Source organism: Mesorhizobium sp. WSM4904, from assembly GCF_029674545.1.
Lineage (GTDB): Bacteria > Pseudomonadota > Alphaproteobacteria > Rhizobiales > Rhizobiaceae > Mesorhizobium.
This window is the reverse complement of record NZ_CP121354.1, coordinates 1375007-1399192: the sequence shown is the minus strand read 5'-3', so window position 1 is coordinate 1399192 and position 24186 is coordinate 1375007. Positions and strand designations below refer to the sequence as shown.

Below are 24186 nucleotides of genomic sequence, written 5' to 3'. Positions count from 1 at the left end.
CGCAAGTATGCGCCGGCCGCAATACAACGCTGATTTGCTGCGTTGTCGAGGACATTTCGCATAGAATGCGCGCCTGCCGCTGCTATGATCATAACATGTTGTGATTTAGTCCAGTCCGAACTCCCGAGGTTGGGTCGCAACTCTCGATAGCCAGCTGGCGCCGGGGGCGCCTAGGCATGAAATTGGATCCCATGTATGACAGAATTCAAACAACGGCAAACCGTCGGTAACGCGTCGGAGAGCGTACTCGAATTCGACGGACAGCAATACCTGGACGGCCGTGCATCGGATCCTCGCGAATTTGGCTGGATGCGCGGTGCGCCGCCGCCGCCAGACAAGCGTGTAACATTCGAGAATGAAACTGTTTGGACCTTTCCTCAGCTTCGCTGGTCGCTATCGCATATGCGTGAGCTGCGGCCCACAGTCCAAGTGTGGCGAGGGCGGGGCGGACCGTCGCAGCTTGAGTGCAGCAACAGGTCTACCGAAATCGATGGGCTCACGTTCGTCGACATGGACGACCGCACCAACCGGTTCGAGGAGGCGCTATTCGACACCTACACCGACGGCATTTTGGTCCTGCATCGGGGGCGGATCATATACGAACGATACTTCGGCGCACTCGCGCCGCACGTACAACATTCGTGTCAGTCAATCACCAAATCGTATGCGGGCACCCTAGCCGCGGCGTTGGTGCATGAGGGCATTCTCGACGACAGGAAGACAATATCGCAGTTTGTGCCGGAATTACGAGGTACAGGGTGGGAAGATGCAACGCTCCGCCAAGTCATGGACATGCAAACTAACGTTGCTTTTACTGAAGATTACACAAGTGTAGACAAGTCATATAGATGCGAATACCTGCGTACCATACGAAAGGAAGGGGCGCACGGCAAATTTGTCTACAAAGGCGTCGATACCAATGTTATGGCTTGGGTTATGTCGCGCGCAACGGGCCGGTCGTTCGCACAACTGTTGGAGGAGCGCTTATGGTTGCCACTGGGCTGCGAAGAAGACGCCTATGTCGAGATCGACCCGACAAACGGTATGCCGAGGGCGCATAGCGGACTCAATGTGACGTTGCGCGACTTGGCGCGTTTCGGCGAGCTGATGCGATGTGAAGGCTCGTGTAATGGCAAGCAACTGGTTCCCGCGAGTGTTGTCTACGACCTTCAAGATCTCGACCACCCCGCCAAGCCGGACCTCCCATTCGGCTATACATACCGAAGCCAATGGTGGGTATCACACGACGAGCTTGATGCTATTGAAGGTCGGGGCCTTTACGGCCAGAACCTGTACATAGCGCCAAAGGCGGAGATGGTGATTGCGCGCTTCGGGTCGCACCCCGCTTGCGACCACATTGATCGGATTAGAAGGCCGCAGATGCAGGCATTGGGGAGGATGCTCCGCGCGTAACTTGATGCACTAGACGGTCACCGCGCTTGTTTAGGAATTTCCTGCAAATTCGCGGTTGAAGAACTGGGGCGCCTACGCCGAATTCCTGCGTTCGGCTAGGGGGCAATTGGCGCAAAAGGCCTGTAGACGCTGCTACGCTTATGAAGTAAATACCAGAAGCCTCGCTTCCCATATGCATAATGCAGACCGATCTGGCTCGCTTTTGCTGAGGAAACAATGATCACCGAACATTGCATATTGATTGGGGCCGTCGCGACTTTGTATTGCGAGAATGGAACCGGTGGACCTATTGTATTCTTGCATGGTGCCGCTTTCGGGCTTATCCGTCAGCTTGACCTGAAACAAAACCCAACCCAAACATCAACGAGACCCAGGATCAGACCGAAAAATGGCCGCCTTCAAATCGGAATGCTGGCCGGAATGAAATCGGAATGACTGGCCGGCTTCAAATCGGAATCGGTGGCCGGCTTCATCGGAATACGCAGGCAATGGTATCGGCATCAGTGGCAGCGCTCTTGCGCTGCTTCTGGACGGTGAGATCGGCGGTTACCTGGGAAAGCCGGGCGACCAGCGCCTTGAGCCGCTGCTGGGCCGCGCTCGGCGGCAGCGTCGGCTGCAGCCGTTTGACCTCGCTATAGCGGGCGATGACGGCGGCGTCGATCCTGTCGGTCTTCTCCAGGAAGCCCATCGCCTCGGCGAATCAGCGTACGCTCCTCGCATTGGCCATGCCGCAGGCTACTCCCAACTCCCACGACAGCAGGAAGGGAAGCCGTTCGTAGCCGCCACTGGCCTCCATGACGACGAGCTCGACACCATTGACCTAACACCAGGCAGCAAGCTCGGCTATGCCTGCCGCATCGTTGCGAAAGCGGCCCGCCGCTCCGCTCGGCACGACATGGGTATCGAGCCAGTCTTTCGAAACATCCACTCCACAGATAGTCTTGTTCACGGTAACCTGCCTTGTGCGTGCGATTGGAGCCAAGCGACTATTCGGTCGTACGTGACGAAGGCGAAGATCCCAGGCTCACCCACGGTTGTGGCCGGAGGGTGTCGGGCGACTTCGCCTTGCTTCGAACCGGATGGCCATCCGGTTCGAGGCTCAGTCGCTTCCATCGCACAAAGTCCTCTGCGTGCAGATACAAGGGGTTAACCTCGAAGAGTCAGTGTCGGAGAAAATAACGTGCTGATTCATCGGACTTTAGGGCCGAGCTTGTTGGTCGCTCGATAAAAAGCATGATTTTAGGCGGAAGCTGTCCTGCATGCAATTTCAGCACTTGTTTACCCAATTCCTTGTCTGCTTCCGTGAGACGATGGTTCAGGCGAAGGTAGTCGGTCCAGGTCGGCGTGCGGAATGTCTCTATCCATTGCATAGGCTCCTGAAGGTTGCGCTGGAGAGTCCAATGACGAGCGCCGACGCGACTGTGCACATGCCGGCGCGCCCGCATGAGTTCCAGGAATGCTTCGCGATTTTCCTCGGGCACTAGGTACTCGACTTTGACCACGATGGGACCGCTTCTTGGCTTGAGATTGAGGGCGACTGCCGGTGCGTCGAAGTCCTCCAAAGCATCTGGATCGGATTCGCGGCGCTCGCGAAGGGGAAACAGGAGGCCCGTGGCGGCGACCAGCAGAAGGGCTCCAGCGGAGCCCTCCAGTGCCAAGGTCAGTGAATGGTTCTGGGCCACCGTGCCCCACACCCAACTGCCCGCTGCGATGCCGCCATCGATCAATGCATAGTAAATCGAGATGGTGCGCCCCACGACCCAGCGCGGGCTTGCCAGTTGCACGGTCACGCCGACCCCGGACCAGGCGGTGACCCAGCCCGCGCCACCCATGGCGAGTGCAATTGCCGCCACTGCAATCGAAGAAGTCAGCGCAAGCGAAAGGGAGCATGCCGCGCAGGCGACGCATGCGAGCGTCATCAGCCGCTCTTGTGACAAGCTCCGTCTGAACACGCTGTTCGAGATGCCGGCGAAGACGGCGCCTGTCCCGAATCCGGCCATGAGCGTGCCATAGGCGAGCGGTCCGCCTCCCAGCTGGTCGCGGACAACCAGCGGCAGCAGCGCGAGAATGGCGATGCTCGCCAGACCAAAGAGGGTTCCGCGAGTGATCGCCGTCTTAATCTCCGACGACATCGCCGTGAAGCGTAGCCCGTCATAGATCGCCGTCCTCATCGACTCACGTGGGAGAGGTGATGAGCGAACCATCCACTTGCAGCGCCATATGGTTACCAAAGGGACCAGATAGGTAAGACTGGTTACGGCGAAAGCCGTCATCAGCCCAAAAGAGGCAACTACTATGCCACCGAGCGCCGGGCCTACGGTCCGAACAGTGTTGAAGCCAACGGAGAGGAGCGTGACGGCGGCGGGAACGTCGCGTCGGTTCACCATATCGCCAACCGAGGCCTGCCAGGCTGGATCGTGGAGAGCGCCGCCGCATGCGATCAAGAAGCTGAAGCCGAGGATCATCCACGGATCGACAAAGCCCAGCACCACAAAAGCCGTCAGCATCGCAGATGCCAATACCATAAGGCACCGGCCGGCGAACATGACCCGGCGCCGGCTGAAATTATCAGCCAAGGCCCCGGCGAAGACGGATAAGATGAACGCTGGCAGGTTTGAAGAAGCCTGAACCAGCGCGACCATCAGATCGGAAGTCGAAATCGTAGCCATCAGCCAGCTGATGGCAACAGTCTGCATCAACCAGCCGAGCGAGCTGACCTGCGTGGCGAACCAGATTGAACGAAAGCTCGGATTTCTGAGGGGCGCAAATGCTCCTGGCGAATTTGGATCGGCGACTTGGTCCGCAAGACTGCTCATCAATCTAACTCTTGCCTATGAGCCAGTTTTACATTGCTCCGACAGCCAGCAGCCGCCCAACCCGTTGAAGGTCCGAATCGGCCAATGTGCGCAAATAGTTACAACGCCCGGCAGGAGATTGAACTCGCTGCCGGGCCGATGCGCCTTGGGAGGAGGCGTAGTTGGAACCTTTGTGAAGACTTGGAACCAGCCGCATCAGGCCAGCCTACACTTACAATATGAGGATCAGACCACTCCAGGATTTTAGTGCATTGAATGGGTACTCTTCCAGCAATCCTCGCCAACAAATGCAGGAGATCGGCGTCGAGCTCCTAAATCTGCATAATATCGGTGATTCGCGGGCGAGCAGTGCAGTGGGCACATTCTCCAAGCTAAACGCTGAACGGGCTTTTTGCTTCTCAAATCGCCATAACAGGGAGAGATGGGCAAATACTACTTCAATATGCTCCCAAGGACGCTGAGTTGACTGCAGCCTCAGCAGAGCTCTCCGCGTGCCTTTTTGCGGCTCCCCGCGGTGCTCGCGCCCGCCGCGCCTGCAAAGGCTTTCCTCAACAGTCGTTCAGTTCGAGCAGCCTTTGCCAACTCTGACTCAAAAGCTGCCCGACTGGATTGACGGCCTCAGCTTCTTCGGCGGGTCACTGAGGCGATCCGTCTGCTACAACCTGGTGTGGCCAAGGCGCTGTGGTTCGCGCCGACGCTGAACGCGACCGTTGCGACAATGACCGAGCAGTACGACACTGCCATATTGATCGCTGGGAAGCGCGCGAAGGGTAAATTCAACTTGCCCACCACCGCGATCAAATGTGCGCCGGGTAATGGCGCCGCTAACAGGATCGACCACCGGAACCGGTTACCGGCAGAGTCGGTCTGCATCCGGGAATTGCAGGGCCATCCTGTGTATAGGCTTAAATTGCGCTATTCTTCTCTACTGTGACAGGCGGGAGCCGCCGTCGACGGGGATCACTGCGCCCGAGACGTAGAACGCGTCGTCCGAAGCAGGAAGGCGATCACCGCCGCCTGCTCCTCCGGCGAGGAGACGCGCTCGAGCGGATTGGCGCGACCATCAGGCGTTGGTAGCTGCGTACGTGCAGCGCTCGAGTCATGTCGGTGGGGACCACGCCGGGCGCCACCGCATTCACGGTTATACCCTACAGGCCCTGCTCGCCGGCCTGCTGGAGCGTGAGATACGCGATCCCGGCCTTGGCCACCGAATAGCCTACCGTTCCGGGATAGCCCGTAAGCCCGAGGATCGAGCTGACATTAATGATCCGCCCGCCCGGCTGGCGCATCCGCGGCCGCAACTCGCGGGTCAGGCTGATGACTGCACGCAAGTTGATATCGATCAGCGGGAACAAAAGGCATCGTCAGTATCGGCGAGCGACTTCGAACCGCCAATGCCGGCATTGTTCACGAGGACGTCGAGCGTCTCGATCCTTGCGGCATCCAAGGCGGCCAGAACCCGCCCTGCGGCGTCGGGCATGGCCAGATCGCAGACGAGCGCCGTCTGGCCAAGGCCCGCAGCTGTGTCGTGCACTTTATCCAGAACATCCACTAGCAACACCCACGCCTCTTCCGAGCCAAGCCACGCCGCTGTTGCGGCACCGATCCCGCGCGCCGCGCCGGTGACGACGACAGTGTTTCTGACCGGAGCTTAGGCAAGGCTGCCTCCGTCGACCGTAAGCGCGGCGCCGATGGTGAAGCCCGCCGCATCGTCCAGCAGATAGCCGACAGCTGTCGCCACCTCGGACGGCAACCCCATTCGGCCCATCGGATGCGCAGCGATGATCTTCGTCCGGCGCTCGACCTGTGCCGCTTCTCCCCGGGCGAAGGCGACGCCGGCCTCGGCCAACGGCTGGCGATGGTTCCGGGGCAGACACAGTTTGCGCGGATATTTCTGCCGCGTGGTTCAGCGCCAGCGTGCGAGTCATCATCACAACCGCCGCCTTGGTCACCGAATAGATCGGCACGTCCTTCGAGGCCTGCAGACCAGCAGTCGAGCTGAAGAGCACCACCGATCCGCGGCCAAGCTCGCGCATCTGCGGGATGCAGCTTGCAGATTCGCCAAATGGCCCCGACGTTGAAGCTGAACATGGCTTCGTACCCTTCACGTCTATCAGCCGCTTCATCGCACCGTAATGCCAGCGGCCGCGACCAAGCCCTCAACCGGCCGGCCAAAGCTCTCGCGGGCGAGGTCGACCAGCCCTTCCAGCATCGCCGGATCGGTCACGTCGCAGACAACTCAACGGGCACCAGGACAGGCGGCCAGAGTTTGGTCCAGAGCCTCTTGCGACAGGTCAGCCAACACCAAATCCGCTCCACCCGCCGCCAGCAGTTTGGCACTGGCCGGGCCAAGCGCGCCACCCGCCGGTAATCAGCACCGTTTTTCCGGCAAAGGTCGTGTCAATCAAGATTGTAGTCCTCCTCCAAGATAAGAACTCCCACTGTACCCGCTCTGAAAGCGAATACCGGACAGCGGATGATCCGCGTCATTCCAAATCCATTGGTGACCGCCGCAACGGTCGAGGCGCAGGACGGCTTGCGCCGCCCCAAGAACACCGCACTCTACCGGCGTTCCTGTCTGAGAGTTTTCAGAGACATGAGGACGCACGCTCGGCGACCTGATGATGTGTGGCGAACCAAACGTCACCCTTTGCTTTGGCGCGTCGAATTAATTCTTCTACGATCCAGATCCGTGAGCGATATCCAATGACGTGTGGATGCAGAGTCAGCTGAAATAAATCGGCATCTTGATAGGCCCCTTCGAACTCCCGAATAAATACAGAAAGCACGTCGTCGACTGATAAATCTGGCCGTGAAGACCCATCGGGACTCATCCAAAGATAAGTGGCATCGTCTCGAATCCATTCGACCGGTATTTCAATCACTCCCGTGGGTTCCTCGTCTTCCAGCAGCTCATAGCAACTATCATCGGCCATAAGGGATGAGTCGTATGTCAATCCGGTTTCACGTATGATCCGTAGAGTTGCGTCGGAAAAATCCCAGGAAGGCGTTCGAATTCCCGTCGGGCGTTTGGAAGTGATTTTTTCAAGAGTGTCGGCACTCCTCATCATTAAAGAGCGCTCGCTCTCTGCGCTCAGTTCCGAGTTTAGCTCGTGTATCCAGCCGTGCATGCCAATTTCATGGCCTTCATCGACAACTGCGCGTTGCTCGTCTGGATACAACTGAGCGATCACAGCGGGAACGAAAAAACTCGCCGGAACGTCGTACTTTCTCAAGAGTTCCAAAGCCCGAGGCATCCCTCGTCGGCTCCCGTACTGACCCCAGGATAATCTGCTTAGCGATCGCCCTCCCCTGCGCAATTCGTTCGACTCATGATCGACGTCGAACGAGATGGCGAAGGCACAGCGTTTACCGCCGGGCCACATTGGTCTTAGTGCCTTGCCCGCTCTGACTTTGTTGATGCGCCGCCGCCAATGGCTTTCAGGCCATTCCCAGGGATTGAGTGCGGTCGAATTGGCCACCAGTTCCTCCTGAGCAGTGTCTGCATTGAATTCCGCCGAAAACTCAATGAGCGGAACGCGGCACCAGCTCAGCTGGCAGCCCCGCAAGCCGATCAGGCCGTCGCTTGAGTTTGCGCCTTGATTACGACAAGATGGCCCAACTCATTCAGATTTTCTCACTCTCGCGAACAAGCTCATCCATAACCGAGCGCACGGCGCTTTCTGCGATTGCAACAATCTCCTCCGCCTCAGCTTTGGTTGTAACCAGCGGCGGAGCAAAGCCCAAAATGTCCCCGTGCGGCATGGCCCGAGCGATAAGACCACGGTCACGGGCGGCCTTCGAGATTCGCGCACCTACCTTGAGCGCCGGATCGAAACGCTTCCGATTGTCGCGATCGGCAACGAACTCGATTGCGCCCATAAGACCGACGCCCCGCACTTCGCCGACGATCGGCAACTGCGCGAACCTCTCCTGCAACTGCGCCTGGAAAAACGCGCCGACGTCACGCGCATTGCCGGGGAGGTCTTCTTTCTCGACAATATCGAGGACCGCGTTGGCCGCGGCGGCGCCGATCGGATGACCAGAGTAGGTGTAGCCGTGCGAGAATGCCCCGACCTTGTCGGCTCCATCCTCCAGGACTTTATACACCTTCTCACCGACGATTGCCGCTGAAAGCGGGAAGTAGGCCGACGTCAAACCTTTAGCGATCGTGATGAGGTCTGGCTCGATGCCATAGTGCTGTGAGCCGAACATGGAACCGGTGCGGCCGAACCCTGTGATCACTTCATCGGCAATCAGCAGCACATCATGTTTTTTGAGGACCGTCTGTACCGCTTCCCAATAGCCTTCCGGCGGAGGCGTGATACCACCTGTGCCGAGGACGGGCTCGCCAATGAAGGCGCCGACGTTGTCCGGGCCGAGCCGCTCGATCAACTGATCAAGCTCGGCGGCGCGGCGAGCGGAGAATTCGCGCTCGGTTTCGCCCGGGGTTGCGCCCCAGTAATGATGTGGAACACCCGTGTGAACAATCTGCGGAAGTGGCAGGTCCATGTGGTCGTGATAAAAGCTCATGCCCGTCATCGAGCCCGACACGACGCTGCAGCCGTGATAGCCGCGTTCACGGGAGATGATCTTCTTTTTGGTCGGCTTGCCACGCAGGTTGTTGTAGTACCAAACAAGCTTGGCCTGGGTCTCGTTCGCATCCGAGCCGGACATGCCATAGAACACCTTGCTCATCTTGCCCGGCGCCATCTTCACAAGGCGATCGGAGAGGATCGCAAGCTCGTCGGTCGTGTGCGCCGCATAGGAGTGGTAATACGCCAAGCGATAGGCCTGACGCGAGATCGCATCGGCGACTTCCGTGCGGCCATACCCGACATTGACGCAGTATAGGCCGGCAAAGCCATCGATAAATTGGTTGCCATGCGCGTCCTGGATGCGGATCCCCTTCCCTGTCACCACGATCGTTGGGTCGCCGAGCTTGCCAGTGGCGAAATCTTTAAGCTGAGTGAAAGGATGCAAGACCGAGTTGCGGTCCTTTTCGGTGATCTCTTTGATGTTGATGGTCATTGAATGCTTCCTTTCAGGCCGCGATGTTGCCGATGCAGAGGTATTTGGGTTCGAGATATTCGATAAGACCGTGCCTTGAGCCCTCGCGACCAAGGCCGGATTGTTTCCAGCCGCCGAACGGAATGCCCGGCCCCGTAAATTTTGGAGTATTCACGGCAACCATGCCATATTCGAGCCGGTCGGAGAGCCGCATGGCTCGGTTGAGATCTTGGGTATAGACGTAGGCCGCAAGTCCCATCTCGGAATTGTTGGCTCGCGCGACCACCTCCCGTTCGTCGTCGAAGGGCAGGATTGCAGCGACAGGTCCAAACGTTTCGTCCTTCGCAATCACCATGTCATCGGTCACATTAGCAAGCACGGCCGGCGTGACGAAGTTCCCGCCAAGCGAATTGTGCTGTGCGCCTGCTACCATTCGAGCCCCGGCTGCTAGAGCCTCAGAAACCTGGTGCCTGCATTTGTCAGCACCAGACGTCTTTGTCATCGGACCGATGTCGACACCTGGCTCCAATCCGTGCCCGACCTTTAGTTTACTGGTGGCCTCGGCAAATTTTTCCGTAAAATGCTCGTAAATCTCTCGCTGCACATAAATCCGGTTTGCCGCGAGACAGTCCTGACCGGATGTCGCGAACTTGGCTGCCATGCAACCGGCGACCGCAGCGTTGATCGGCGCATCGCCGAAAAGGATGAAAGGAGCATTGCCGCCAAGTTCGAGCGAGACTTTCTTCACTGTCTTCGCGGATTGCTCGAGAAGGATTCTGCCGACCTCGGTGGAGCCCGTAAAAGAGAACGCACGCACGTGGGTATGCAACAACAGCCGTTTGGCAAGTGGCGGAGCTTCGCCCGTGATCACCTGAAACACGCCGGGCGGAATGCCAGCATCCCCGGCAAGGCGGGCAAGCGCGAGGGCCGACAGTGGCGTTTCGGGTGCCGGCTTTACAATCATTGTGCAGCCAGCGGCCAGTGCAGCTCCAGCCTTTCTGGTGATCATTGCCGCTGGGAAGTTCCATGGCGTAATGGCGACAGTCACCCCGATCGGCTGCAAATGCACGGCCAGCCTGCTTGCGGGGAGATGGCTGGGAATCGTTTCGCCGTAAGCCCGCTCCCCTTCCCCTGCAAACCAATCTAAAAAGCCGGCAGCGTATGAAACTTCGCCGCGGGCTTCAGCAATCGGTTTTCCTTGCTCGGCCGTTATGATGACAGCCAGGTCTTCGGCGCTCTCCCGCATGCCTGCCGCCCATTTCCGCAGATATGCACCACGCTGTAACGGAAGCATGTCGCGCCACTTGAGGAACGCTGCTCTTGCGCAATGGACCGCGTCGTCAACGTCGGCGTCTGCGCAAGCCGCAACTTGAGCGATCTCGTCACCGCTGGCAGGATCAAACACGGCAAGAGTATCTGATTTGGAGAGCCAGGCGCCGTTCAGATACGCATCACCACGCAAAAGGTCTGGCCGTTTGAGCCTGCGTAATGCCGTGATTGACGTACCCCTCATCTAAGACTCCAATGGTATGCTGATGCCTTTAGGTTATTGCTGCCACAGCGCCGATCGGCAGCGCAGTTGATGCCCCTTTAGCTGCATTCCTGCAAACAGCAGCCAATTCGCGTAGAATTGGACACGGCTCACAACTTCACTTGCCAGGAGGCTTAGCGACCGCGAGCGAAGGTCGCGCTGGTCGCCGGCGGCGCGGAAAGTAGTTGGTTCCAGCGCCGATCTCCCGATCCCGAGTTCCCGATCTGGCCTCGTGGCATTAAGTTCTCGACCGACACCGATCAGGCGCACTGACGCAGGCGCAACCGCCTCGAATCTTAGACGGAACTCGCCGCAAGGCTACTTTCGTCCGGCACTGTGCAGGGTGACCGCGACCGCTTCAGACACGATGGCATCGCGGACGACTTCATTCGGAAGGAGGTCTTGGGGTCCCGAAATTGAGGTCCCCGCGATAACCCAGACATTCACTTGGTGAAGTGGTGAAGTCGCACGAAACAGCAGAAAAGGATGAAGCGAGCCCCGGGCAAAAGGCGAGCTTCGCTGCCGAGCCATCTATCGGGAACAACGTGTGCTGATGTCGCGACGTGTTGCACGGACGGGGCGGACCATACTCGCGTTCCCACCGGCGCGCAGGGTTGGCAAGAGCCCGCTTCAGGCGCGCGTAAACTCGTCCTCAATGCTCCTCAAAAGCTAAGTCCTCTTGCGTCATCCGCGCATTTGTAGAATGGGGCAACGTTCACGCCGCGCTCGCGTCACAGGTGGCTCATTTCGGCCTACGGATCTTAATCTCCGCTGATGCAGAGAACTCATGTGCTAGGCGAGATTCTCCTGTCCCAGAGGTTGGGCATGCCGCACCTCTCAGACAGCGCCGTCCTTAAGCTAGATCCGTTCATCCGCTCGCCGCAGAAACAAATTTCAACCGGCTTCGAACGGACCCAGTGAGATCGCAAAACGATTTGGGTCACATCCAAATCACCTAGTCCACGACGATCAAGCGGCGATCAACATCTGCCAATCGCTCACCGCCCCTTTCGGTTACAATAAATGATTCAGAGATGGCGGCGCCGAACCCTTCGAGCCTAACCCCCGACTGAAAATGGAAGCACATTCCTGGTTGTAGGATGGTCTTGTCGCCCGCGCGAATACTAACCGTGCGTTCGCCCCATTCCGGCGGGAAGTTGAGTCCGATTGAATAGCCGGAGCGGCCTATCTTGATATACCCGTTCCGCTTGAGGATATCTTGCCACACCGCATTAAGCTCCTCAACGACGGTACCAGGCTTTGCCATCTCGAGCACAGCATCCCCGCCTTCCACTATAACCTCAGCAAGACGCGAGACCTCTGCGGGTGGCTTTCCGATGTGGACGGTGCGGCACAGCGGCGCACAGTAGCGGCGTCGGGTGGCGCCGAACTCCATGAGAACCAGGCCAGAGGTCGGCAAGGGCTCCTCGGTCCAACTGAGGTGCGGAGCGTTCGTTTGTTCGCTAGTCTGGATAAGAGGAGGACCGCTAGAGTCGCCATATTTACCGTCCACCCCTCGTGTCTGGGCCCGGTACACCTCCGCGACGACCTCATGTTGCGGCACTCCAGGCCTTAGGTTAGCGATTGCCGTCTGCATCGTATGCGTTGCAAGGTGGCCCGCTTCTCTCATGTAGACTAGTTCAAGGTCAGATTTTATAAGCCGTGCCCAATTGACTAATTCGCGGCTATCAGAGAATTTTGCATTCGGAAGGCCTTTGACGAGATGTTGATGTGCTCGGGCAGTATAGAAGTGGGCGTTAAGCTCGACACCGATTCGATCAGATCCCCAGCCGCGCGAATTGATAAGCTCGCAAAGATCGTCAAATGGATGTAATTCTGGATGTTGAAGTCTATGATCGGAAAATGAGCTTATATTTTCTCTAGGCAGATCCGTCGTTATATAAGCGGAATTTACATCGACGAAACGTCCGAACCAGAGGGGCATGTCCGACTGGAGATGCACTAAGACCACCTGAGGCACGTAGAACGAATAGCCGTCAAAGCCGGTAAGCCAATACATATTCGCGGGATCCTGGCAGATCAGCAAGTCCAGCCCCGCTCGCTCCATCCGCTGCTTCACGTCATGAACACGACGCCGAAACTCCTCGGGCGGAAATGGCTTCTCATATTTCATCTCGTCGAGTCCTTCAAAACAGGCATTCCTCGAACGGATCAGGCATTCGTCCTGTCCGCATACTTTCTCTTCGTATCACGTCACAAGAGGCTGTTTTCCCCGAGGATTTCTTCTTGTCGCGGAAAATCTGCATTTCCTAGGCACTTGCCGTACGTTATCCGCATATGAGCGCCAAATTTTCGGTGGCTCTGCGTCTCCGGTGGAAGATCATGCCCTCCCTATGGTGAAGACGCACTCTGCCTGTCGCAACAGAATTTCAAGCACGGGCGGCAAGATCTACGTGGGAAGCGCCGACGAGACCAGCGAAGATCGGGACGTTGCGGCCGCCACGCTCATGCAGCATCCGGGGCGTCCGCGGCCCAATGGACGGGGTTTGAGCACCCCCATCAGGCCGGCCACTCCTAATATGTGAGCATGATTCTCTGGTACAAATCAGCAGCCTTGGTCAGTTGATCGATTTCAACGAACTCGTTGTTCGTATGGGCTTGGGCAGTACGCCCGGGTCCGATAATCACACACGGGATCCCAGCCAATGACAGCTGATTTGCATCCGAGCCGCCGGTGGCTCCCTTCTGCTCTCCGGTCCCCGCGACGTGGGCACAAGCCGCTCCTGCGACTGCTGCAATTTTGCTCGACCCGGAACTGATTGGAGGCGGGTCTTCCAATGCGGGAAGCAATGACCGAACATTGATCTTGTCTTCGCCCTGGCGAAGGCCTTCCAGTATGCTTTCTACCTCCGCCAACGCGTCCTGCGGCCGCTCCCCGGGTATGAGACGCCGATCGACCCAGATACGGCATACCGGCGGTACAGTGGTAAGTTCCAAACCTCCTTCGATGAGGCTCACGGTCAGCTGTGATGACCCTACCAATGGGTGCTGCGCCCGAGACACAAGGGATCGATGGTGCTCATCAAGTGCCAATACCACCTTGGCCATGCCCGTGATCGCGTTCACTCCGAGATGAGGCTTCGACGTATGAGCCGGTACACCCTGAACCTCGATTTGCCAGCGGACAGAACCCATGTGAGCTACAACGAGCTCTAATTCGGTGGGTTCACCGACTACCGCACCCTCATAAGCGACACCGGAATCGGCTATAGCGCGGGCGCCAAGTTTGCGGTACTCTTCGTCAATGCTGGCTGCCACAACAACCGTGGCCCGGGGCTGCCGTTCACCAAGTGAGCTAAGCGCAATCAACATAGCTGCAAGTGAGCCTTTTGTGTCGCAGCTACCTCGCCCATATATTCGCCCGTCCCGTTGCTCACCCGAGAATGGATCTGATTCCCACCTATCGATAGGAACGGTATCCATATGAGCAATGAATAGAATACGCCTATCGGGTTCTTTCCCAGGTACCCAGGTCAGGAAATTCGAGCGACCATCGGCCACCTCCTGTATCCCGTAAGCCAGCTTCCGCTCCTTGCAAAAACCCTCGAGGAACTTGGCTACACCTTGCTCTCCACTACCTTTTGGCGACAGCGATGGATTGATGCTCTCGATCTTTATAAGATCTTGGAGAAGTCCGATAGTCTCGGCGCTCTGGGTCGACATGTACTCTCCTGTGTGCATGAACTAGCCGTGTCGCTCTTACTTCGACCAGCTCTTGGCCAGATTGATTACGCGATCGACTTCATCGGCGGTGTTGTAAAGATGCAGGGAAAACCGGAGCATGCCTCTGCGTATTGAGACGATTACCCCGTTCTTCGTGAAATGCTCGTGAAGCGACCGAATGCGGGCGTCGACTGGGCGCCCTTCAACAAGATCGCTGGAATCGCCAACGGCTACGATACTTCCAGTGTGAGCGCCTGGTGGCCCGCCGCAGACCGGAAGCCCGATATCTAAGAGACCAGTGGCCATACGTTTTGCGAGTGAGGTAACGCTCTGGTCGATCGCCTCGGTTCCGATATCAAGTAGCTGGCCCATTGATGCATATGCAGCCAACATGCCAGGGAAGTTGTAATGCCCGATATCAAAGCGGGGCGCGCCAGAGCGCAACTTTACAAAACTAGGTACCGGAGCTGATTCTGGCGCGTTTCCGAAATCTACGCTGAAGCGCGCAAGATAGGCCGGGCTCAGCCGATCGGCCCATTCTTTACGGCAATATAAAAAACCCGATCCATAAAGACCCATCAAACCCTTCACAGTGGACACTGCTACACCGTCTACGCCAAGTCGATTGACGTCGGTGTGGAGTATCCCAACAGATTGCGTCGCGTCCGCCAAAAGAAATGCACCGTAGTGCCTACAGGCTTCGGATATCTGCTCCATGACGGTCCGAAACCCCGGAACCATCGTCACCGTCGCCAAGGCAACAACGCGGGTATGAGAATCAATCGCCTTTACGAATGCATCAGGGGGAATTGAGCCGTTATCCGGCTCTACGACTCGCAACTCGACATTGTAGCGGTCTCTGATCTGAATCCATGGCAAGATATTATTTGCGTGTTCCAATTTTGGGCATAGAACGACGTTGTCTCCATCTCTCCAATCGATCGCATTAGCGATGATGTTGATGCCTTCCGATGCATTCTTGGTAATTGCAATTTCATCGTGATCTGAATTGATAAATTGTGCGAACCTAGCGCGAGTACGCTCGACGTGTTCGAGCATTCTTTCTTCGTCGTTTAGGCCATGCAGCCGATTGTTCAAATGAGGCTCGATTGAAGCCAATGTTGTGCTTGATATGAGGCCCTGGTTCGCGACATCCATGTAGATGGCGTTTGCTGTGGCTGGAAACTCCTTTCGGAGGATGTCCAAGGGAAGCATATGGCTTTCTCTCCTGGGAGTGCGGACGGCGGTTGAGCTACCTTGTTCAGGCGATCGTTCCGGCAAGGGTAAGAATGCCGCCAGACTGGTCTGCGCTGACCTGCCCATTTTACACGGTGCTCGTGCCGACTTTGGTCTAACATTCGGTCTCCCACGCCGCATTCCTGCGCCAAACCGCGATTCACGCAGAGATCGCGAGCCATTCTCGCGGATCACTGAAGCGTCTCGACGGAATGCAGCTGCAACAACTGCCTCACGAGAGATCAATTTGGGTAATTCTCAGACCGCGGATAGGGCTTCTTACCAGTGCTTGGAGCGACGTTAGCCTGACTGAGCCGACGACCTTCTCCTCCAGCCCCACACCCATGCGGATCATAGTTCACTCGCGGCCGACGCGCGAGGGCCGTAAGGCATCCGAAAGCCGGGGCCGGTTCATAGCCTGACTCTCATGGTCTCCGATTTATGCTGCAACGCCGACACCCTTGGTGATGTCGCTCCCTAACACGCTTGCCTCGAACTGATGCGAGCGTGCTGCAACTCATGTTTTCTGCGCCTGAGCAACGAGATCGGTAGGATCTTTTCGACCGGGGATCGCCCCCACCCGATCGAATCTGCCGTTCTTGCGCTGGCCCGCAACTGCTCACCAGCAACGCCCATCGATTCAGCGGCACCCCTCAGATAGTTATACTATGCCGGTATTGTGCGCAGATGGCGAAAGAAACGCCGATTTTCTGCGACTTGGACCGACTTTAGCGCCGAGAGGGCGTTTGGCACTTGCTACATTTTGGACGTACGGACTGGCGGCCTTGGCATTGGCCGATATCATCATGAGCAGAGATTGTGAATGGATCTGGATCGAATTGACCGGAAGATTCTCAACGTCGTGCAGCGCAACAATCGCCTTACGACAGAGGAATTGGGCGAACTTGCCGGACTATCGGCTACCGCTTGTCAGCGGAGATTAAAGCGACTTCGAGACGCTGGCGTCATCGAAGCGGACGTTGCCATAGTTTCACCGGAAGCCGTCGGTCGGCCCCTGCTCCTGCTGGTATCCATCACTCTCGAGCGCGATCGCGCCGATATCATCGATCGTTTCAAGCAGGCAATTCGGCGGACGCCTGAGATCATGAACGCTTACTACGTTACGGGTGAAGCGGATTTTATTATTACGGTCTCTGCTCAGGACATGGCCGAGTACGAGGCGTTTACCCGTCGTTTTTTTTACGAACATCTTGAAGTAAAGGGGTTCAAGACAATCGTTGTAATGGATCGGATCAAGGCGTCGTTTGCTCTGCCAATTGCTGAAGAGTAGCCTTCAAAAGAGCCCGCCCAGGCAACCACCACGCGCCTTCCGCGGGTCGCAGTTGTCCCGCACTTCTGAATGTCGGCTGTCCTATTTTGAATGGTCCCGCATATATACCAGGGCACCTCCTCTCAGCCTGCAGGTGTTATGCGCCAATGACCAAAAAACGATGATATTCTGCGGGACCAAGGCGCCCTTCGCGCAACCAAGCTCTTTGGCACTTGCTACATTCTGGGCGGAGCGGAATTCAGGATTGTCGGTCCCCGGCTAATTGGAGCGGCTTCAGTCGGCGGAATAGCTGGGGTGCCTACGTCGCACAGAGGATGCTGTGCTCCCGGCAGCGCGGAAACGGGTCTCCCGGCTCTCGCAAGGACAAAGCGTGAAATTCGCCTGCAACCGGCAAGAAAGGAAAGTCCCCGTGGCAATTCTCAATAGCGTCGCAGAGTTTCTCCCCGAGATAGTGGCTTGGCGCCGGGACATCCATGCACATCCCGAACTGGGCTTCGACATCCCCCGTACTTCGGCATTTGTCGCCGAGCGCCTGCGCGAATTCGGCTGCGACGCCGTCGCGACCGGCATCGGCAAAACCGGCGTCGTTGGCGTCATCAAGGGCAACGGCGTCGTGAGCGACGGTAACCCAAAGGTTATCGGATTGCGCGCTGACATGGATGCGCTGCCGATCAACGAAGCGACCGATCTGCCCTATGCGTCCAAGAACAAGGGCTTGATGCATGCGTGTGGGCATGACGGCCACACCGCGATGCTGTTGGGTGCCGCGCGCTATCTTGCCGATACTCGGAATTTCGCTGGAACGGCGGTCATGATCTTCCAACCTGCCGAGGAGATCGGTACCGGCGCCGTTGCCATGCTAGATGACGGTTTGATGGAGCGGTTCGGCATCGAGCACATCTACGGAATGCACAATCGTCCGGGCTTGCCGGTAGGTGTCTTCGGAATCCGGCAAGGTCCAGTGATGGCGGCAACTGATAGCATAGAAATTAGCATTGAAGGGCGAGGGGGGCACCCTGGAAGGCCTCATGAATGCATCGATCCGATTCTGGTCGGCGCTCAGCTTGTGACGGCCCTGCAGCATATCCTGGCTCAGAACATTGACCCTGTCGACTCGGCAGGAATTTCGTTCCACCAGTTCCAGTCCGGGCAGAGACTAGTCCCCGTCGTTCCGCAAACAGCGGAGTTGGTGGGCACCATGCGGACGCTAAAGCCGGAGGTGCGCAAGTTCGTGAAGGAGCGGGTGGGCGAAGTGGTCGCCGGCATCGCCCAGATAACCGGCGCGAAGATAGATATTAAATTTCAGAGCTTCGACGCAATTCTCTTCAATGAGGTCCAGCAGACCGACCTTGCGAGAAGCGCGGCCAAGGGCGTGGCCGGTGAAAACAATGTGCTCGAGACGCCACCGGTAATGGGGGGGGAAGATTTCTCCTTCCTGGCGCAGGCGCGGCCGGGTGCTTTCGTCTGGTGCGGGAACGGTGACAGCGCCGGCCTGCATCACCCTGCCTACAATTTCAACGACGAGGCGATTCCTTATGGAACATCGTACTGGATCAAGCTCGTAGAGAACACGTTGGGATCCCGTCCGACGTCTTGATGATCGGTCTGACAAGGGCCGCAGAACGAATGAATAACTGCCGTCTTATGCCAGGCTTGAATGTAGCGGACCTCGTAAAATGAAAACTCGTTCATCCGTGCCAACATCTCTTGAGGGTCTGTCGGCGTGCGAATGCCTGGAACTCTACCGAAGGCGGCAGCTCTCGCCTGTTGAAGTCGTCGATGACTGTCTCAGCCGCATCGACGCCAACAACCCGGCGCTGAACGCATTTTGCCTCGTCGACCACGAAGGGGCCAGGTCTGCTGCCCGGGCCTCGGAGGGTCGATGGATGAAGGGGGAACCAGCCGGAGTACTAGATGGCATTCCGGCCACCATCAAAGACCTCACCTTGACACGAGGCTGGCCGACAAGACGTGGCTCATTGTCCGGCAGCACCGAGGGACCCTGGACTGAAGACGCCCCTGTTCCAGCCCGTATCCGTGAGACCGGTGGCGTTATCCTGGGCAAGACAACCACTCCAGAATTTGGCTGGAAAGGGGTAACAGACAGCCCGGTCTACGGGATCACCCGCAATCCCTGGAATCCTGACCTGACACCAGGCGGGTCGTCGGGAGGGGCGGCAGTTGCGGCTGCGCTCAACCTTGGCTTTCTTCATCAGGGTAGCGACGGCGGGGGATCAATCCGGATACCGGCGAGCTTCACGGGGACCTTCGGCTTCAAGCCAACCTTCGGCATCGTTCCGCAATGGCCAGCTAGCGCCATGACAACGCTGTCTCATTTGGGGCCGGTGACCCGCACCGTTGCGGATGCGATCCTGATGATGAATGTGATTGCACGAAAGGACGCTCGCGATGGCTATGCGGGTCCGGCGTACCTAGGTCTCGACCCCGATCCAGCAAAGACCACCATCAGGGGCCTGCGGATCGGCTACAGTCGGAACCTCGGCTATGTCAAGGTGGCGCGAGATATCCAAAACGTTACCGATAATGCGATCGACCAGCTTCGAGCTCTTGGGGCCGAGGTGGCCGAAGTCAATCCGGGATTTGCGGATCCGGTGGAGGTGTTTTCTACATTCTGGTTCGCTGGCGCCGCCCGTATTGTGTCACGAATGAACAAACAGCAAAGACAATTACTAGATCCTGGCTTTCTGGAAGGTGCCGAACGCGGGCTGAAGATCACCCTTACCGAATTTCAGGAAGCTGAGGCGATGCGGTTCGAGCTCTCCGCTCTGATGGCGAAGTTCCACGAAAATTACGATCTCTTGGTCACACCGACGATGCCTATCGCGCCGTTCCCCGTCGGGCGAAATGTGCCGGATGATAGTTACAAGGGGTGGGTGGACTGGACGCCCTTCACCTACCCTTTCAACTTGACCCAGCAACCAGCAGCATCGATTCCATCGGGCCTGGATGATCAAGGGCTGCCCGTCGGGCTACAACTGGTCGGCGCGCGCTATTCCGACACCTCCGTCCTAGCCGCGGCATATACGATCGAAAGTCGCCTGGGGCTTCCTTCTTTCGCGAGGAGCAGATTCCACGCTGCCACCCCTTAAAACTTGAGACTGCCGCGCTCAAGCACCTGACGGCCTCCAAGCGGTCAAGCCACGGACGCGAATGTCATTCGATAAAGGGGCGCGGCGTCATAGATGGGCAGTCCTGTCCTACGACGGATTGCTGACGTCACCATCGGGGACAATGTACATTCAAATAGGAGTGCGTCAATCTTGGGATGTGCGGCGCGAAGTCGCGACACAGACTGCAACCCGGGGACTCCATTTCGGTAACACTAGCCGGCCGCGTATTACCTTCGATGCCGCCGATGGCTACTCTTGCCCCTGCGGATGAATCCATGCCCAGCAGCTCTTCGCCGCAGTGTCTTGAGTCTGCGGCCAGACGGCGAGCTTTGCGCCGGCCGGAAGCTGCCGGAGGAGCGTGGGCGCCAGTAGCAGGCTCGACATGGCCACGGGAAGTTTGACAGACGTGGCCAGTGCAGCCTGGCACCAGATACTGAAGCCGCAGTCCCTGGTTATCGCGACGGCTCCGCGCTCAACCAACCGCCTGGCAGCTGCAATGTAGGCCGGCTCGAGAGAGGCATCGCCAGGACTGACCCTCTCCGCCAAAGCCCCGGCCGCGGTCTCTATTATAATTGGGAAGTCGAAGTTGCCGGGTTGAAGACCGACCCCGATGCGGTGGCGGAAATTCACCAGGGCGCAAGTCCGATCTCCAGCCTGTGATTTTTGCAACACTGGCCATCCAATGAGGATCCAACTGCCGTCTGATCGTGACAATTCAGCTGCGTCAAATGCCTTTGCCGCCAAGATGGCGCGTATCGTCAGGTTGTGCTGACCAAGCTGGGACGCTCTACGAGCGCAGGAATCCTGCATTCGCCTGACGCTTCCGGCTCGGTTGCAAGGCTCGGGAATAGTAATGACGAAACAGTGGATCAGCACGCCGTAAGCCCAGTGCAAAAAATGCGGGCTTCGTGCCGAACCTTTTTTTGGAACGGCGGGCGCGGATCTCATCATTGAGATTACCGGAAAGCCTGTCCGGACTTTTCCGAAGCCGCACTGTTATCCTGTTCGAGAGCGACGCATCGATGGTTCCTTTCCCCGCCTCATCGACAAGCTCACCCGTGTCCACTTGGCTCATCCACGACGACTTCGGCAACCATGCTCTCTCCGATCAGCAGCGCTTCCACCTCTTCGAAAATCGTCGAGGAGCGCTATCAGAGAAAATCCACCCTGATCACCGCCCAGGTCCCCGTGGCAAGCTGGCACGACCTTATTAACGACAGCACGGTCGCCGACGCTATACACGACCGCTCGTGCACAATGCACACCGCATCGCCCTTCAGGGCGAGAGCATCCGAAGAAAAAAGCCTCGGCCCTCTTGACCGACTCCGAGAACACCGAAATCAATCAGCCCTACAGCAACCAGGCTGCCGAGGACCAACCTCGACGAACTGTCGGACTTTTGTGAAAACGCTGTCCGGGAATTAGCGGAATCGCTGTCCAGCTTTTGAAGCGCGCAATAACACTATGGCCGTCATCGAAATGAGCAAGGCGAAGTGCTGATTGCCGCGTTTGTTCCGGGATTAAGCGCCAGCCTCTCAAGAAGATTTATGCCGACTCGCCATCATTGTTGAAACTGCTGCAGCGCTCGCACGTTGAAGCCGGCCAGGCCGGGCATACGATTATGCGGATCGCCTTCGCCCAACTTCAATTCTGGACGCCAGGGCTCGATGTAAGGGACCGGCGAGCGTCAAAAGACTGCGGATGGGTCGCCGCTCGTCCCCTGGGATACGATCTCTGTCGGATTTTGTCGCGCCTGCGACATAGTGGTTGTGCGGGCCAGTTTAGTACCTGATATGACCGTAAGTTTGATATCAAACTCAAAGCACTGGCCGACGTGCATTTTGCGAGGTTGGCACGGTTTTTGAAGCGATCATTTCGCGTCGGAGCGCTCTCATCCGCCGGTTATCATCTGTTTTGGCATAAACCCTGCATAAGGCTTTATTGATGGTACCGCAACCCAACTCGCCGTCTTTCGAGCTACTTGGGCAAAAAGAGCACCGCCAGCGGAAAGGGTCGGGAACCGGAGAGGGAACCGGGTGGTGGACCTATGTTTGTGGAGGGGGTTGTGAAAAGGGTCAGCCATGGTGCTTCGAGCCTCTTGTACTCGTGCAGGTCGTCAATGTTGATATAGCGGTTGGCCTCCATCCAGTTTTCATTGGTTTCGTGACAGCAGACAAACGTCAAAGGAGATAGCTCATGCGAGTAGCCATCGTAACGAACAGTGATTTCAACGGTGTGATTAACCGGTTCGGTCAGCCTTGTCCGCAGCCGCCGCAGCCTTGGCCGCATAGCGGCACGTTGGAAGATGTGGTGGCGGCACTTCAAGAGGGCGGCCACGAGACGGTAGTGTGTGAAGGCGATAAAGGACTGCTCGCCAGTCTCGAGCGGTTCATGCCACCTGATCCGCAAGGTCGCCCCTCGGGAATGGTCTTCAACTTGGCGGAGGGAATTCAGGGCGAAAAGCGTTACACTCATGTTCCTGCCATGCTTGAGATGGCCGGTGTTCCATACACTGGATGTAGCCCCTTCGGGATTGGGCTGACGGGAGACAAAGTCATTACCAAAATGCTCATCCGCGATCAGGGCGTGCCGACTCCGAACTTTCGCGTGATGCGTCGCGGCACCGAGAACACCGGCGACCTGAGATTCCCAGTGGTAGTGAAGCCGCGGGAGGAGGACTGCAGCTTCGGATTGCAGATCATACATGAACACTCTAAGTTGCGGCAGGCCGTCGAAGTGATCGTCACGCAGCATGCTCAGGATGCGCTAGTGGAGGAATACATCGAGGGGCGGGAAATCTGCGTTGCGTTGCTCGGAAACGGGGAGCCCGAAGTTTTGCCTCTAGTGGAGCAGGACTTCGGTGACCGCGAAACGCGTGTTATGAATTGGGATGCGAAGTACGTGGCGGCCGCAGCGGTGCCCAAGATTTGCCCGGCGAAAATCGAGAGCGGGCTTGAGACGATGTTACGGGATATTTCGGTTGCGACCTTCCGTGCCTGCCACTGCCGGGACTATGCCCGCGTCGATTTCCGGATCGATCGCTCAGGCCAACCGTTTGTCCTAGAGATGAACTCGGTGCCGGCCCTTGGTATACACTCCAGTTATGGCACAGCTGCAACGGCCGGCGGACACAGCTTCGTAAGCTTGATCAATCGCATCCTCAATGTCGCCCACACCCGCTATTTCGGAATCGGCGTCTCATAGTGGATTGATCGGATCAAAAGAGTCCGATTTCGGGATTCCGTTTTGCGGTTTGGCGTGCGAGTTAGATGCATGCGCAATAGCATCCCCCTTCACCGTTTTGGCCAGCGACCGTCAGCGCCTGCAAGCGCTCGTCGCGGCGCCAGGAAGCCCGCAAGCACGTTCGGGGGCCGCATCGTCGCGCTGTGCTTCGAACCACGAAGCCAAAGCATACTTGGACCACCGGCTAGGTCGAGCGAATGAACCGCACCATCAAGGACGCGACGGGCAAGCGTTTCCACTACGACGATCATGACCAACTGCGTCGGCATCTTGCCGACTTTGTTGCGGCCTACAAATTTCGGCCGCAGGCTGAAGGCCCTCAAAGGTCTCACCCTACGAGTTCATCTGCAAGGCATGGGCTTCCCAGCCCGAGCGCTTCACTCTCAATCCGCTCCACCAAATGCCTGGACTTGTCTATTCGGCGTGTTGAAGTCAATCCCATTCAAGCTTCCTAGGCTGACCTGCCGACGCGATTATCCTAGCCTGATTGATGTAACCGCGGCGTCAAACCGAGATACGGCCCCACGTCCTTCGAATTCCTGAAGGGGGCAGGAATATCGACCGTGGCGTTGAAACCCAGTGCAACGATAGGGCCGACGCCCAGCACGGTCATCAACCGCCTGCAAACCGTGTCACCCCTCACGATCGACAACAGTCTTTCGTGTAGCACCGTGAACTGCTCGCAAAGTTTCCGACGGGCGGTGAGCAACGTCTCCATGATGTCTCGAGTTCCGGAATGTCACCGGAAGGGTCCCGGATGCGATCCGCGAATTTGCCGGCCGTCGACAATGCCAACTTTGAGACCGAAGTTACGAAACAGGCCACGGATGT

18 protein-coding genes and 3 pseudogenes are annotated in these 24186 nt (G+C 57.6%); 8 read left to right on the top strand and 13 right to left on the bottom strand.

What is annotated here, in order from left to right; all coding sequences use genetic code 11:
* Positions 1 to 195 precede the first annotated feature (195 nt).
* Positions 196 to 1413, top strand: a complete 1218-nt coding sequence (locus tag QAZ47_RS06580; protein ID WP_063169320.1) for a serine hydrolase — start codon at positions 196 to 198, stop codon at positions 1411 to 1413.
* 505 nt (positions 1414 to 1918) lie between these two features.
* Here the strand turns inward: QAZ47_RS06580 and QAZ47_RS06575 are convergent.
* Positions 1919 to 2305 (bottom strand): annotated as a pseudogene (locus QAZ47_RS06575) (transposase); the annotation flags it as partial.
* 268 nt (positions 2306 to 2573) lie between these two features.
* A complete protein-coding gene (locus tag QAZ47_RS06570) occupies positions 2574 to 4229 on the bottom strand; it encodes an MFS transporter (protein WP_063169321.1) in 1656 nt (551 codons plus the stop codon).
* A gap of 581 nt (positions 4230 to 4810) precedes the next feature.
* Here QAZ47_RS06570 and QAZ47_RS06565 point away from each other — a divergent pair.
* Positions 4811 to 4977: pseudogene (locus QAZ47_RS06565) on the top strand (IS21 family transposase); the annotation flags it as partial.
* Positions 4978 to 5377: 400 nt separating this feature from the next.
* Here the strand turns inward: QAZ47_RS06565 and QAZ47_RS06560 are convergent.
* The 9 genes from QAZ47_RS06560 to QAZ47_RS06520 form a co-directional block, all read right to left on the bottom strand.
* Entirely contained in the window at positions 5378 to 5584 is a 207-nt protein-coding gene (locus QAZ47_RS06560) for an SDR family oxidoreductase (RefSeq protein WP_199489648.1), read from the bottom strand.
* Positions 5572 to 5835 carry an SDR family oxidoreductase gene (locus QAZ47_RS06555; protein ID WP_199489661.1) on the bottom strand — a complete coding sequence of 88 codons (264 nt, stop codon included), beginning with the start codon at positions 5833 to 5835 and terminating at the stop codon, positions 5572 to 5574. The genes QAZ47_RS06560 and QAZ47_RS06555 overlap by 13 nt, the downstream gene beginning before the upstream one ends.
* Before the next feature lie 45 nt (positions 5836 to 5880).
* A complete protein-coding gene (locus QAZ47_RS06550; protein WP_063169323.1) occupies positions 5881 to 6078 on the bottom strand; it encodes an SDR family oxidoreductase in 198 nt (65 codons plus the stop codon).
* Positions 6079 to 6817: 739 nt separating this feature from the next.
* On the bottom strand, positions 6818 to 7711 hold the full coding sequence (locus tag QAZ47_RS06545) for a polysaccharide deacetylase (protein ID WP_224570030.1): 894 nt from the start codon (positions 7709 to 7711) through the stop codon (positions 6818 to 6820).
* A 145-nt stretch (positions 7712 to 7856) separates the two neighbouring features.
* Positions 7857 to 9260 carry an aspartate aminotransferase family protein gene (locus QAZ47_RS06540; protein WP_063169325.1) on the bottom strand — a complete coding sequence of 468 codons (1404 nt, stop codon included), beginning with the start codon at positions 9258 to 9260 and terminating at the stop codon, positions 7857 to 7859.
* Between the two features lie 13 nt (positions 9261 to 9273).
* Positions 9274 to 10752 carry an NAD-dependent succinate-semialdehyde dehydrogenase gene (locus QAZ47_RS06535; RefSeq protein ID WP_063169326.1) on the bottom strand — a complete coding sequence of 493 codons (1479 nt, stop codon included), beginning with the start codon at positions 10750 to 10752 and terminating at the stop codon, positions 9274 to 9276.
* A gap of 973 nt (positions 10753 to 11725) precedes the next feature.
* Positions 11726 to 12904 carry a Xaa-Pro peptidase family protein gene (locus tag QAZ47_RS06530; protein WP_063169327.1) on the bottom strand — a complete coding sequence of 393 codons (1179 nt, stop codon included), beginning with the start codon at positions 12902 to 12904 and terminating at the stop codon, positions 11726 to 11728.
* 401 nt (positions 12905 to 13305) lie between these two features.
* Positions 13306 to 14454, bottom strand: a complete 1149-nt coding sequence (locus tag QAZ47_RS06525) for a M20 family metallopeptidase (RefSeq protein WP_063169328.1) — start codon at positions 14452 to 14454, stop codon at positions 13306 to 13308.
* Between the two features lie 36 nt (positions 14455 to 14490).
* Positions 14491 to 15669 carry an aminotransferase class V-fold PLP-dependent enzyme gene (locus QAZ47_RS06520; protein WP_063169329.1) on the bottom strand — a complete coding sequence of 393 codons (1179 nt, stop codon included), beginning with the start codon at positions 15667 to 15669 and terminating at the stop codon, positions 14491 to 14493.
* Between the two features lie 844 nt (positions 15670 to 16513).
* Here QAZ47_RS06520 and QAZ47_RS06515 point away from each other — a divergent pair.
* From QAZ47_RS06515 to QAZ47_RS06505, 3 genes are all read left to right on the top strand, one after another.
* On the top strand, positions 16514 to 16981 hold the full coding sequence (locus tag QAZ47_RS06515) for an Lrp/AsnC family transcriptional regulator (protein ID WP_063169330.1): 468 nt from the start codon (positions 16514 to 16516) through the stop codon (positions 16979 to 16981).
* A gap of 409 nt (positions 16982 to 17390) precedes the next feature.
* On the top strand, positions 17391 to 18578 hold the full coding sequence (locus QAZ47_RS06510; RefSeq protein WP_063169331.1) for a M20 aminoacylase family protein: 1188 nt from the start codon (positions 17391 to 17393) through the stop codon (positions 18576 to 18578).
* A gap of 79 nt (positions 18579 to 18657) precedes the next feature.
* Positions 18658 to 20091, top strand: coding sequence for an amidase (locus QAZ47_RS06505; RefSeq protein ID WP_063169332.1), 1434 nt, complete (start codon positions 18658 to 18660; stop codon positions 20089 to 20091).
* 808 nt (positions 20092 to 20899) lie between these two features.
* On the opposite strand, the gene QAZ47_RS06500 is transcribed toward QAZ47_RS06505, so the two are convergent.
* Positions 20900 to 21205 carry a hypothetical protein gene (locus tag QAZ47_RS06500; protein ID WP_164548505.1) on the bottom strand — a complete coding sequence of 102 codons (306 nt, stop codon included), beginning with the start codon at positions 21203 to 21205 and terminating at the stop codon, positions 20900 to 20902.
* A gap of 2 nt (positions 21206 to 21207) precedes the next feature.
* Here QAZ47_RS06500 and QAZ47_RS06495 point away from each other — a divergent pair, with 2 nt between their 5' ends.
* The 3 genes and pseudogenes from QAZ47_RS06495 to QAZ47_RS06485 form a co-directional block, all read left to right on the top strand.
* A complete protein-coding gene (locus QAZ47_RS06495) occupies positions 21208 to 21537 on the top strand; it encodes an ATP-binding protein (RefSeq protein WP_272482847.1) in 330 nt (109 codons plus the stop codon).
* Between the two features lie 771 nt (positions 21538 to 22308).
* The gene (locus QAZ47_RS06490; protein ID WP_063169333.1) at positions 22309 to 23316 is read left to right on the top strand and encodes an ATP-grasp domain-containing protein; all 1008 of its coding nucleotides are present in this window, start codon (positions 22309 to 22311) and stop codon (positions 23314 to 23316) included.
* Between the two features lie 188 nt (positions 23317 to 23504).
* Positions 23505 to 23785: pseudogene (locus QAZ47_RS06485) on the top strand (integrase core domain-containing protein); the annotation flags it as partial.
* Between the two features lie 48 nt (positions 23786 to 23833).
* Here the strand turns inward: QAZ47_RS06485 and QAZ47_RS06480 are convergent.
* Positions 23834 to 24073, bottom strand: a complete 240-nt coding sequence (locus QAZ47_RS06480; RefSeq protein WP_063169335.1) for an IS110 family transposase — start codon at positions 24071 to 24073, stop codon at positions 23834 to 23836.
* Positions 24074 to 24186 lie beyond the last annotated feature (113 nt).